Here is a 12,324-nt window from a genome sequence, read left to right on the forward strand (position 1 = left end):
CACAACACCGAAAATAAAACCTAGGCCACTCCCAAAAAGATTGGCTTTTTTTTATCCAACGCAAACTAAGTGAAGCGCACCACAATTGCGGTAATAAAAACAACATGACAGTGCGGTACGCATAAATACGCTCTAATACCTCAAAACTCAAAAGCTCGCTTATTTACCCTCCCCCTAAATCCCCCACTATCAAAACCTCAGGCCTTTTTTGTAGCCTTGGCAACATCCCCCCTATTTTTGGCCATATCATCCAAGACTTGTACAAAAAGGTCATATAAACTGCGCGCTTTATTTTGTTCTAGGTTGTTTTATTGTGTCTACTTTACCGGTTATTGTCAGTTTAGGTGGGATCAGCAGTGCTGGTCGTTCTTCGTTTCATCATGCGTTTAAGCGTATTGTTAGTTCTGCTTTGGATATTGCAGACAAACAGGACACTTATTTAGATTTGGCTCAGTTGATGGGCTTGGATGCAACGCAAGGTTTGACGGATGAATTAGTTGCTTCAATTGAGCAAGGCACGCTGGTTCGTAAAATCGGTAAGGATTTATTTGATGTGGATCATATTTATTCGCAGAAAAAAGCACAGTTGACGCCTTATCAAGAGGGCATGACGTTTACCTGTAAAACCAATCAATTGCCTAAGTTTATTCCAGATCATTGGCAGGTAACTGAGTTAAATGCAAAAGAATCTGAAGTGTTAGTGACGGGTAAATTAGAAGTTATGATTCCGGACACTTATAAATCTAAGGTATCTTCAGGTGGTCAATTACCATCTGGTTATAATCCAGGTGCTGGTTATAAGTCTTTGAATCATCCTCGTGGTTTGCAAATGACCGTGCAAGCTGCCAGTGATGCGATTTTGTCGTTAGGTATTGATTGGAAAGATATTTTAGAACACATCAATCCTGATCAGATTTCAACTTATGCCGGCAGTGCGTTGGCTCAAGTTGATGACTCAAGTTTAAAAGGTCAGCTACAAGCGCAATTAATGGGCGGTCGTGTCAGCTCTAAACAAATGGCATTATCTTTAGCAGAAATGCCTGCTGATTTTATTAATAGTTATATTATTAATTCTGTTGGTAGTACTGGTACAAACATGGGCGCATGTGCGTCGTTTTTGTATAACTTGCGCCAAGGTATGATGGACATTCAGTCTGGCCAAGCGAAAGTGGCAATTGTGGGCAATGCAGAAGCTGCGTTAGTACCTGAATTAATGGAAGGGTTTCGTGCCATGAGTGCGCTTGCTGAAGATGATCAAATTGCAAAATTAGATGACAGTGACACTTGCAACAATCGTCGTGCCTGTCGTCCTTTTTCTACCAATGCTGGCTTTACTATGGCGGAGTCGGCGCAGTTTGTTGTGTTGATGGATGACGAGCTAGCAATCAAATTAGGCGCGAATATTTTAGGTTCGGTTGCGGATGTATTTGTTAACGCTGACGCCAATAAAAAATCGATTTCAGCACCGGGCATTGGTAATTATGTGACTGTCGCAAAAGCTTGTGCGCTTGCTAAACAAATTGTTGGCGACGCGTCTAAAACATTTGTACAAGCACATGGCACAGGTACGCCGCAAAACCGAGTAACTGAATCGCATATTTTAAATGAAGTGGCCAAAACTTTTGAAATTGAAAGCTGGCCAGTTTGTGCGATTAAATCTTATGTTGGACACTCATTAGGTGCGGCGGCGGGCGATCAAATTATGGCAACATTAGGTGCTTGGCAGTATGGTATTTTACCTGGCATTGAATCCATTGATCATATTGCCGGAGATGTGCATCAATCAAACTTAGATATTTTGATGGAACACAAACAGGTTAATGTGGATGAGTATCCAGCTTGTGTGGTTAACTCGAAAGGTTTTGGCGGTAATAACGCTACGGCTTTATTGTTGTCACCTAACCAAACATTAACAATGCTTGCTAAAAAATATGGCGATGTTGCTATTGGTCAATACAGCGACAAAAACCTAAACGTGCTTGCTAAATCAAAACAATATGACACAGATAAAATTGCAGGCATTGCAGCACCCATTTATGAATTTGGCCAGTCTGTCATGTCTGAAACTGATGTATTGATCACTCAAGAGGGTATTAGTTTGTCTGAATTTACAAATCAAATTCGATTTAATACTCATAATCCGTATAGTGATTATTCTTGAATCATTTGTTACTAAAGAGTGGGTAAGATGGAAACTGAACTGAGACAAAAAAAAATCACCGTGGCGACCATTATTGGTACTGTCATTGATTTTGTTTTATCCATTTTAAAAGTGGGCGTGGGGTTTCTTGTTCAATCTCCAGCATTGATTGCTGATGGGTTTCATTCCACCAGTGATTTAATAACTGATGTATTAATTTTGTGGGTGGCACGCATCTCTGGAAAAGCGCCCGATGATGATCATCCTTATGGACATCAACGCTTTGAAACAATTGCCACCGCTATTTTAGGTGTCGTTTTATTAACTGTTGCAGGTTTAATTTTTATTGAAAACATTGCAGGCATTATTAATCCTAAAGCATTACATGAAGCATCAGCTCTTGCTTTAATTGTTGTGGTTATTTCTTTAGTGGGTAAAGAATGGTTATTTCATTACACTATGAAAATAGCCGTAGAAACTAATTCAACCATGCTTAAAGCAAATGCATGGCACTCGCGTTCCGACTCTTTGTCCTCTTTGGTTGTGTTACTTGGTATTTTACTTAATTTTATGGGTGTGCCATTTGCTGAACCCATTACTGCCATAATTGTTGCGTTGATTATTGCTAAGATGGCCATTAATTTATTTTGGCAAGCACTGCAAGAACTTGCAGATAAAGCGGTGGATTTATCATTACAATCTGATTTTAAAACAACCATCTTAGCTGTAAACGGCGTGATAGATGTCCACCAATTACGCACCCGCCACATGGCAAATCACATTGTATTAGATGCTCATATTCAGGTACCACCAAAAGTCTCAGTTAGCGAAGGTCATCAGATCTCTGACTGGGTATGTTTTGAATTAAAAAACAAACATAAAGAATTACATGACATCACGATTCATGTTGATTATGAAAAAGACGTAACGTTTACAAAATTAGCGCCGCTTCGAAATAAGGTGGAAGATATTATTATTCGTCAGAATATTAAAAACATTCATCACTTTCATTTACATTACTCCCCTAAACAAACGATTGAAATTCATTTTTATTTATTAGAAGAAGATCACGAAGTGATTAGGCAATGCCAAGCATTAGTTAAAGATTTTGATTTTATTTCTGATGTGCAATTTTATAAATATATCGATGCGAGTAATTTGGTTTCTGATTCAAATTAGAATTTTTCATTCCATTGATAATAGATGTGGCACATCGCTAAATACGTAATCGACTCCCGCTTGCATTAATTGCTGGTAACGTTTGTTGTCATTGACTGTAAACGCCCCCACAAAAAAACCATGTGCTTTAAAGTTTTTTATATCTTCAATATTCAAAATAGCATCTTTTAAATGGCAGGCTTGTGCCGATATTTTTTGGATAAATGCCAATACCTGTTCATCAAAATGATCTGACAACACGGCAATTTTGCTATGGGTGCAATACGCTCTGATGGCTTCTAGTAACTCAAAATCAAAACTTGAAAAGAGTAACTTGTTGATGGGTAATTCTTTTATAAGCGGCTGAACTATATTTTGAACATAAGCATCACAGCTTTGCCCAAAACGTTTTAACTCTATGTTTACAACTAAATCTAAGCGTTTAATGATGTCTATTAATTCTGATAATGTTAAAACCGATTGATTGTCTTTATGTGGCATTTTTAATGTAATTGCATCAAGTTCTTGCAGGGTTAGGGTTTTCAATTGACGATCTATTTGAGCTAGGCGTTTAAAATCCGCGTCGTGAAATATAACTGCTGTATTATCAGCCAATAATTGAACGTCTACTTCAACAGCTTTAAGACCATATTGGGCGCATAATTGTATGGCTTGTTCGCTGTTTTCAATCGCTAGGCTTGATACGCCTCGATGGGCAAAAATGGATTGCATAAACTTTACCGGTGGTAGAATGTATCAATTATAGAAATCGAGACATCAAAAATGAAATATTTATCCATTAGATTTGTTTAGTTGTGCGTTTGACCACATATATAATTTTGAGTTTCAAATTATAATTGGACGGTTCTAATAGGAACATCTGAATAACGAAGTTAATTTTCAGCCTCGTTGAAAACTTAGTTAGGCAGAGATCCCTTATGCAGTTTTTGGAATAAAGCATAGTTTAGTTTTGCCCTAGAAACATAAATTTTTGACCCTTTAATGAATTGTTTTTTGTTAATGCTCGCCACACAAAGTCGCGAAACACTCTGCCTTAAGGCCGTTGAGTTAAAAAACAGTATCAAATCAAATGACCAACCGGAGATACCGATGAAACATATACTTACCAGCGCTTGTTTTTTACTTTGCGCCACCGCATTTGTGGCTTGTGAACCTGAAATTGATCCCACCCCTGATAATCGATCCGATTATGAACGTTTACGTGATAATGTTGCTATTGATGTTATTACGGCATTAGATTGTAGCGGCTGCCATGATGATGATTCTACGTTAGGAAAAGTATCTCGCTTAACTTTTGATAGCACCTCAGGAGCTGATGTTGCAAAAGGCATTAAAGCGTATATTTTATTAAACAACCCTCTTCATGTGACAATTCTTAAGCAAAAACCATTGGGTGAATTAGGCCATGCTGGCGGTAATATCTTATCCGCTGAGCAATTTTCAGAACAAAAATCAGACTGGAATGAATTAGTAAACTATATTGCAGCTGAGAACCCTCCTGCATCTGTTGGTACTGATGCCGAGGTTACCGATTATGTTCTTGCTAATATAATTAATAGTTCGACTCAAGAACCATGTATGGAATGTCACGGAGTATCTCCTTTAAATCAAAATGGATTTTCAATGGCCTCTACAGAGCTTGTGGATATTGAAGCGAGTATTTCTGCTTATATTCAAGCTGATGACTCTCATAAAATGAATTTACTGGGCAAACCAAGCGGCATATTAGTGCATGGTGGTTCAAACATAATCGACAACGATTCTGAAAAAGCAGATTACTGGAATGCATTTATAGAAAGATTAAGCATGTAAGTTTCATTTTTGATTTTTTATGGGCCCGATTATGGGCCTTTTTTGTGGCTGAGCATTTAATATTTTGCGAAGAATGCTTTGTTTAAAATTTGTGTTGTTGAATATGCAATAGCTTGAATTCAAAAAGTTTTTCTTAATCTAATAAATATTCATCAGTAAAAACTTGATATTTATTTAGGCCGATACCTACTGGTCACAGCCTTCATTTTTAAAAACCACGCTTTAATGCATATGATAACTATTATGAGTAACCAGAAATTATAAGTAACCAGAAATCAATCCAATTGCCAACCAAACCAACATGATTAAATGCGCTGTTTTAGGAAGATTTTTGACCTCCTTTGTCATTTCGACTTTTAATTTCACAAATCGGTGTAAATGATTGACCCAAAGTGAAACCAATAAAATCATCATCATATAGAAAAACGTCATCTTGCTATCCATTACCGCAATAACGCCCAATAAAAACAATGTTATACAACCAATCCCCATCATTGAACGCCTAAATGCTGAGTTGTTATATTTTGTGCTACAGGTTATCAAAACAAGCAACCAAATATTTAATGCAAAAATCTGCAAACTATAAATAGGTTCTACATAAGTATTTATCCACAACCCGAGCATCGTTGTAACTAATATCACCACCCCAACGTAGGCTCGCAAAATACATAACCAGATTGAACTTGTAATCAACAATAACCAAAGTGCATTAGTTTGCATGATTAAGTCTGTTTGGCTAAAGGGTAGTTGAGTAAACCAATTGGTAATTTGGATATTTGATTGCTGGCTATTTTGAGAATTAAGCGCCCAAAGAATACTTAGTGTGACAAGTGTAAAAATAATAGGCCGATAATTAGGCGTTTTAGATTCTTGTTTAAACCATTTTTCCATTTTATTAACAATCGCAAATGCTAATAGGTAAATCAGCCAAATACATAACACACTTAAAATTAAATACAGAACATTGATATTTAAAATATAAGCGTTAATTTCAGCTTTGGTAAGCCATTGCTCAGTTTGGCCTGCCACGTAACCTGGTAATGTATAAAACGGCGCCCAAGCTAACACGGCAAAAAAAGCTAACGGTAAAAATAATCTTGGATGAATTCGCAAACTGCCAGAAATAAATGGCACGATACAACGTAACGGCCCAAAAAAGCGTGCGATTACAATAAAAAACAAACCCTGGTTTTCGTATCGGTGTTGCACTTTTGTAAACCACTTTTGACGCTTGGCAAATAATCGACTGGTTTGAATTGAGCTTGAAAAATATCGTCCTAAACAATAACCAAAACAGTCACCTGCATAGGCTCCTGTCATCGCACTGACTATTACCCAAACAAACGGAACACCTACCATTGCAGCGGATGTGGTTAGGGTAACCATGATGAGAAAACTGGGCACAAACATCCCTATTCCCACGATGGTTTCGGCTAATGCACTGAGCATAATTGCCAAACATAATAGTACAGGGTATTGCCCTAAAAAATATAAGATCGATTCCATATTTAAAAAATGGCTTTAATTATTTAAAAGAACCTCAGTGTAACGCTATTTTTTGTTAAAGAAAGCACCTTATCTTGGCAAAAGAGCGTATAATGCACAGTTTTTTAATTTTTAAGTATTAATCACTTAACATTGCTGCTTTTGTATAACTCTATTAATAGAAATTTGTACAAAAATCAGCGTTAGAAATTATGTAAATTAATCATTAATAACAAGGGGTCACATGGATATTCACGCATACATGCAAGAGGTTGGGCAAAACGCTCGTCACGCTTCTCGTCAAATGGCAACGGTAACTGCTGCGCAAAAAAATGCAGCTTTATTGGCCATAGCAGAACGCATAAATGCACAACGCGAAGATTTAAAAGCGAAAAACCAAGAAGATTTGGTACGCGGACGTGCAAACGGCCTATCTGATGCAATGATTGATCGTCTTGAATTTACTGACGCCAACCTTGATCAAATGATTGAGGGTTTAAAACAAGTTGCAGCCCTTGCTGATCCTATTGGAGAAATCACTGATATGAGTTTTCGCCCAAGTGGTATTCAACTTGGTAAAATGCGCGTGCCATTAGGTGTAATTGGTATTATTTATGAGTCGCGTCCAAACGTGACAATTGAAGCGGCTAGCCTATGTATTAAATCAGGTAATGCAACGATTTTACGCGGCGGAAGCGAAGCTATTGCTTCAAACCAAGCGCTTGCGCAGTGTATTAAAGAAGCTTTACAACAAACTCATTTAAATGAAAATGCTGTTCAAGTAATTGAAACCACAGACCGTGCTTGCGTTGGGGAATTAATCACCATGGACAAATACGTTGATGTAATTGTGCCTCGTGGCGGCAAAAGTTTGATTGAGCGTATATCTAAAGATGCACGCGTGCCTGTCATTAAGCATTTAGATGGTATTTGTCATGTGTATATTGATGATGAAGCGGATCCTAAAAAAGCGATTGATATTGCCATCAACTCTAAAACCCACCGTTATGGAGTATGTAACGCAATGGAAACATTGCTAATTAATGACGGCGTTGCCGATATTATGTTGCCAGTTTTAGCAGCAAAATTCGCTGAAAAAGGCGTTGAATTACGCGGCTGTGAAAAAACAGCACTGTATATTGATTGTGTTGCTGCCACTGAAGCGGATTGGAACGAAGAATACTTAGCGCCTATTTTATCAATTAAAGTTGTCGACTCAATGGAAGATGCGATTGTGCATATTAACCACTACGGTTCGCACCATACCGATAACATTGTGACTGAAAATTACACCAAAGCACGTCAGTTTTTAGCGGCGGTGGATTCAAGCAGCGTAATGATTAACGCATCAACCCGATTTGCTGATGGTTTTGAATACGGTTTAGGCGCTGAAATTGGTATATCGACTGACAAAATCCACGCACGTGGCCCTGTTGGTTTAGAAGGATTAACCTCGCAAAAATACGTAGTATTTGGCGACGGTCATATCCGCACATAAATAGTATGCAAGTTGTATTTGGTGGCAGTTTTGATCCGTTTCATCTTGGGCATTTTCAAATGCTTCAGCAATGCGCGGATCAGTTATCACCAGAAACGATTCGGATTTTGCCTTGTTATCAACAAGCGCTCAAATCCCATCAAGCATTAGACAGCAAACACAGACTGTCTATGCTTGAATTAATAGCAAAACAGCTAAATGACGACAGCGAAGTAAATACGATAGTGGACGATTTTGAAATCAAACAAAATGGCACTAACTACAGTATTGATACCTTGAAACATTTACAAAATAGCATTAAGCAACCCATTGTTTTTATGATGGGTGAAGATTCCATTTTAAATATTAAAAAATGGAAACACTGGCAAGATATTTTAAATTACTGCCACATTGCCGTTGTAAAACGAAATGGCGATCAAAAAAATAATGATTTAAAAGAAAGTTTACCAAGTGACTGGCAAAAAAATTGGCTAGACACTCTAGACTTCAAACACAAAATTCACAACACCCAGTTTGGTTATATCGGCCAAATTGAAATGGACTGTGTTGATATCAACAGCAGTCACATAAGAGAAAATATAGAAGACAGCCAAGTTTTATTACCCGCCGTCATCTTTAATTATTTAAACGAAAACAAATTATACAAATAGGCGATCTCGCCGGAGAAAACATGGCTTTTGCACAAATTGAACAACTAAAAACAACCATCATTAAGTCTCTAGAAGACATTAAGGCGCAAGATATCGTCACAATTGATGTCAGTGAAAAAACAAACATTGCGGATTACATGATCATTGCATCAGGTACTTCCACCCGACACTTACGCGCATTAGTTGATAATGCTGCGGTAGATGTAAAAAAAGCAGGCTTTGATGTTCAATCAAAAGAAGGTTCTGCTGCATCTGATTGGGTATTGATTGATTTTGGCGATGTTATTTTACATGCTTTTATGCCTGATTCTCGTAAATATTACGACTTAGAACGCTTGTGGATGGGCGCTCGCCCTTCATCTGATGATGAAATGTACAACGAAGAGTAATTGATACAATGTTAATTACCGTGATTGCCGTAGGCACTAAAATGCCCGATTGGGTTCAAACGGGTATTTTAGAATACAGTAAACGCCTGCCTAAAGATTTCCAGTTAAAATTTGTGGAGATTCCAGTTGGGCATCGCGGTAAAAACACATCCATTCAAACCGCCATCGACAAAGAAGGCAAAGCGATGATGGACGCCATTAACGACAAAGATTTTGTTGTGGCGCTAGAAATAAACGCTAAAAATTGGTCGACAGAAACTCTGGCGACCAATATCAGAACATGGCGTGATGATGGTTTTAACATCACACTATTAATTGGTGGGCCAGACGGACTTGCTAAGCCTTGTATTGAACGTGCAAACCGTTCGTGGTCAATATCCAACTTAACCCTCCCCCATCCGCTTGTGCGTGTCCTATTGGCCGAACAAGTGTATCGAGCATGGTCAGTCTTGAACAATCATCCTTATCATAAATAACAGAATTTAAGTTAACCTCCTTTTACATTCTGCACGTTCAACAGATTTTAATCTCACAGGGTGTTAAATCCATCACAGGATGAAATCACCATCCAAAAACTACCCACTTTGAGCCATACCTCTTTGTTTTCATTTTGTTAATGTTATGTAAAACACATTCAATGGCACAAATATGCATCCACTTTTGTATTTATTATCTTTATTAATCTTAGTTGCTTGTCAGCAATCAGAGTCTATTAATCAAACCACTGACACATCAATTATCACTATTCAGGATTTAGACAATGATGGCATTGCTGATGCAATTGATCCTGATATTGATGGTGACAACATAGCCAATGTAGCGGATTTCTATCCAACCAATGTTGAGCGCTGGAATGATGTTGATATGAGCGATCCTAATTATTCTAAACATTGTGATTGCATCACTTTATTCATTGATAGCGATAATGATGGTTACTTAGATGAGGATGATCTATTTCCAAACAATCCAAATGAATGGAGTGATTTAGATGGCGATGGCATCGGTGATAATTCCGATTTAGATATTGATGGCGATTTGATCCCCAATGACAAAGATTTATACCCATACAACAAATTAGAAGCGTTTGATTTTGACAATGATTCCATTCCAAACGGGCAAGATGACGATGATGATAATGATTTACATCTGGATATTTACGATCGTTTTCCCGCTAACCCTAATGAATATTTAGATAGCGACAACGATGGGGTGGGGAATAATTCAGATAGAGACGTGGACGGTGACGGTCTTGAAAACGGATCGCACTTAGAAAATGCGCAAATCGCAATCGACATGGGATTAGATGGCGACGATGATAACGACACCTATCTTAACCATTTAGACCAAATGCCGTTTGATCCAAACGAACACATCGATACCGATCAAGATGGCGTGGGTAATAATGAAGATTTGGATGACGATAACGACGGTTATTTAGATTTTGAAGATCTTTTTCCAGCCAATGTAGCTGAATGGGCCGATCACGATAATGACACTTTAGGTGATAACGAAGATCTAGATGACGATAACGATGGCGTGAATGATATTACAGATTCGGATCCTTTTGACCCAGATGTGCCCAGTATTCGATCAAATGATTGCGCCACACCCGACATCAAATTATCCAACATTAATACAGTAGTGGATTTCATTAACGCGATGCCTAAGCCCCTATCGTTATCTTGTTTTGTTCAGGCGCTGCCAAGACCTCTAAAAATAAATGCAACAGAGAGCCCGGTAAGTGCTCAACCTGCGCTAAATTCAAGAAGCCCTAGAGTATTTATTAACTTTAGTTATAGGCTTTATTTATCCATTGTCATGGATTTAGATTCGCAAAATCCCCAGCCAATTTTAGAGTTAAGTGAACTGACAAGTGATCAACGATCCATTAAAGGGGAATTATATTTTCCCATTGAACAAAATATTGATTATGGCACTGCATTTAATCATATAAGAAATGAGACTCAAACAGGCACACTTTGTGGCTTATGTCATAGCAATGAAACCCTTTATGATACACGCGAGCAAATAGAAGTTTATGAATCTCTGGCGCTTAAAGCATTTCCAACGTTAAACGTTCAAATACACGACATGAGAAATGAGCGGAATTTATGTGATGATTCTTTAGAGCCTTACCGCTGTGACATGTATCGGGCATTGTTTGATCATGGCACGATTGTGAAACATGAGTTTCCAAGTGCTATGTCTATTTTAAATTAATTTGGTTAATATGGGTTTGCTGTCTTTTTTGAAATTTAAACATTCATGCTTCCCATAGTGACTCATCCACAATACAGTTTTGACTTTCCTGGCAAACATCGTTTTCCCATGGAAAAATTCAAACTGCTCAATCAATATCTCACAGAAAAAAATATAGTGACACCCAGCAATACATTTCGCCCTGGTAAAGCGCGTTTGGATTTTTTACAACTGGCTCACTGCCCTGACTATTTACATCGATTCATCAATAACCTTCAATCCAAACAAGAAGTCAGACGCATGGGTTTACCTTGGAGTGAAGGATTGCTTAACCGAACGCTCATCTCACCAAATGGTACTTTTTTAACTGCGTTATTAGCATTAGATCATGGCATTGCCTGTCATTTAGCAGGAGGCACACATCATGCAAATTATGATTTCGCCTCAGGCTTTTGCATTTTAAATGACTTAGCGTTATCTGCTAGAGCCATCATTTTACAAGGTAAAGTTAATAAAGTTTTAATTGTCGATTGCGATGTGCATCAAGGCGATGGCACTGCCAGTATTTTACAAAATGACGACGACATTTTTACGTTTTCGATGCATTGTGAAAAGAATTTTCCCGTTAGAAAAGCGCACAGTAATTTAGATATTGGATTAGACGTAGGATTAAAAGATCAAGCTTATTTGGACACACTTGAACATCATTTATTATCAGTCATTCGATCATTTAAACCGGATTTTATTTTTTACGATGCTGGTGTGGATATTTATGAACACGACCCACTTGGATTATTAAATATCAGTTTAAAGGGAATTGAAGATCGTGACCGATTAGTATTAGATATATGTAAACAGTTTAACATTCCGGTTGCGACAGTAATTGGCGGGGGATATGACGATGATCGAATGGCACTAGCAAAACGACACGCATTAGTAGTAGAAGCGGCGCAGGATATTTATAAAATTTAA

At 37.8% G+C, this 12,324-nt stretch carries 11 protein-coding genes; 9 read left to right on the forward strand and 2 right to left on the reverse strand.

All coding sequences use genetic code 11. From position 1 onward, the window contains the following. Positions 1-313 precede the first annotated feature (313 nt). Both TYM08_RS17735 and TYM08_RS17740 read left to right on the forward strand, forming a co-directional pair. Complete coding sequence (locus TYM08_RS17735) at positions 314-2,161, forward strand: beta-ketoacyl synthase (RefSeq protein WP_422380483.1); 1,848 nt, start codon at positions 314-316, stop codon at positions 2,159-2,161. Positions 2,162-2,188: 27 nt separating this feature from the next. Next, a complete protein-coding gene (locus tag TYM08_RS17740; protein WP_422380484.1) occupies positions 2,189-3,319 on the forward strand; it encodes a cation diffusion facilitator family transporter in 1,131 nt (376 codons plus the stop codon). A gap of 6 nt (positions 3,320-3,325) precedes the next feature. Here the strand turns inward: TYM08_RS17740 and TYM08_RS17745 are convergent, their stop codons facing one another. Beyond that, the gene (locus TYM08_RS17745) at positions 3,326-4,030 is read right to left on the reverse strand and encodes a glycerophosphodiester phosphodiesterase (RefSeq protein ID WP_422380485.1); all 705 of its coding nucleotides are present in this window, start codon (positions 4,028-4,030) and stop codon (positions 3,326-3,328) included. Between the two features lie 378 nt (positions 4,031-4,408). Between TYM08_RS17745 and TYM08_RS17750 the strand changes: the two genes are divergently transcribed. Then, positions 4,409-5,131: a hypothetical protein gene (locus TYM08_RS17750; protein WP_422380486.1), complete on the forward strand. Its 723-nt coding sequence runs from the start codon at positions 4,409-4,411 to the stop codon at positions 5,129-5,131. Between the two features lie 258 nt (positions 5,132-5,389). Here the strand turns inward: TYM08_RS17750 and TYM08_RS17755 are convergent, their stop codons facing one another. Continuing rightward, on the reverse strand, positions 5,390-6,637 hold the full coding sequence (locus TYM08_RS17755) for a DedA family protein (protein ID WP_422380487.1): 1,248 nt from the start codon (positions 6,635-6,637) through the stop codon (positions 5,390-5,392). A 223-nt stretch (positions 6,638-6,860) separates the two neighbouring features. Between TYM08_RS17755 and TYM08_RS17760 the strand changes: the two genes are divergently transcribed. The 6 genes from TYM08_RS17760 (at position 6,861) to TYM08_RS17785 (ending at position 12,324) form a co-directional block, all read left to right on the forward strand. Then, entirely contained in the window at positions 6,861-8,114 is a 1,254-nt protein-coding gene (locus TYM08_RS17760) for a glutamate-5-semialdehyde dehydrogenase (protein WP_422380488.1), read from the forward strand. A gap of 5 nt (positions 8,115-8,119) precedes the next feature. Beyond that, on the forward strand, positions 8,120-8,764 hold the full coding sequence (gene nadD, locus TYM08_RS17765; RefSeq protein ID WP_422380489.1) for a nicotinate (nicotinamide) nucleotide adenylyltransferase: 645 nt from the start codon (positions 8,120-8,122) through the stop codon (positions 8,762-8,764). 20 nt (positions 8,765-8,784) lie between these two features. After that, positions 8,785-9,153, forward strand: coding sequence for a ribosome silencing factor (gene rsfS, locus TYM08_RS17770; protein WP_422380490.1), 369 nt, complete (start codon positions 8,785-8,787; stop codon positions 9,151-9,153). An 8-nt stretch (positions 9,154-9,161) separates the two neighbouring features. Then, positions 9,162-9,629 carry a 23S rRNA (pseudouridine(1915)-N(3))-methyltransferase RlmH gene (gene rlmH / locus TYM08_RS17775; protein WP_422380491.1) on the forward strand — a complete coding sequence of 156 codons (468 nt, stop codon included), beginning with the start codon at positions 9,162-9,164 and terminating at the stop codon, positions 9,627-9,629. A gap of 172 nt (positions 9,630-9,801) precedes the next feature. Next, positions 9,802-11,373 (forward strand): thrombospondin type 3 repeat-containing protein, encoded by a 1,572-nt coding sequence (locus tag TYM08_RS17780; RefSeq protein WP_422380492.1) that lies wholly within the window; start codon positions 9,802-9,804, stop codon positions 11,371-11,373. A gap of 108 nt (positions 11,374-11,481) precedes the next feature. Beyond that, positions 11,482-12,324, forward strand: a complete 843-nt coding sequence (locus TYM08_RS17785) for a histone deacetylase (RefSeq protein ID WP_422380493.1) — start codon at positions 11,482-11,484, stop codon at positions 12,322-12,324.

This window comes from Marinicellulosiphila megalodicopiae (genome assembly GCF_045862395.1).
Taxonomy (GTDB): Bacteria; Pseudomonadota; Gammaproteobacteria; order Pseudomonadales; family Natronospirillaceae; genus Marinicellulosiphila; species Marinicellulosiphila megalodicopiae.

Bases quoted from the DNA above. Each gene is read 5' to 3' on its own strand.
- TYM08_RS17740 (WP_422380484.1), top strand. From the start codon at position 2,189: ATGGAAACTGAACTGAGACAAAAAAAAATCACCGTGGCGACCATTATT.
- TYM08_RS17745 (WP_422380485.1), bottom strand. From the start codon at position 4,030: ATGCAATCCATTTTTGCCCATCGAGGCGTATCAAGCCTAGCGATTGAA.
- TYM08_RS17750 (WP_422380486.1), top strand. From the start codon at position 4,409: ATGAAACATATACTTACCAGCGCTTGTTTTTTACTTTGCGCCACCGCA.
- TYM08_RS17755 (WP_422380487.1), bottom strand. From the start codon at position 6,637: ATGGAATCGATCTTATATTTTTTAGGGCAATACCCTGTACTATTATGT.
- TYM08_RS17760 (WP_422380488.1), top strand. From the start codon at position 6,861: ATGGATATTCACGCATACATGCAAGAGGTTGGGCAAAACGCTCGTCAC.
- nadD (WP_422380489.1), top strand. From the start codon at position 8,120: ATGCAAGTTGTATTTGGTGGCAGTTTTGATCCGTTTCATCTTGGGCAT.
- rsfS (WP_422380490.1), top strand. From the start codon at position 8,785: ATGGCTTTTGCACAAATTGAACAACTAAAAACAACCATCATTAAGTCT.
- rlmH (WP_422380491.1), top strand. From the start codon at position 9,162: ATGTTAATTACCGTGATTGCCGTAGGCACTAAAATGCCCGATTGGGTT.
- TYM08_RS17780 (WP_422380492.1), top strand. From the start codon at position 9,802: ATGCATCCACTTTTGTATTTATTATCTTTATTAATCTTAGTTGCTTGT.
- TYM08_RS17785 (WP_422380493.1), top strand. From the start codon at position 11,482: ATGGAAAAATTCAAACTGCTCAATCAATATCTCACAGAAAAAAATATA.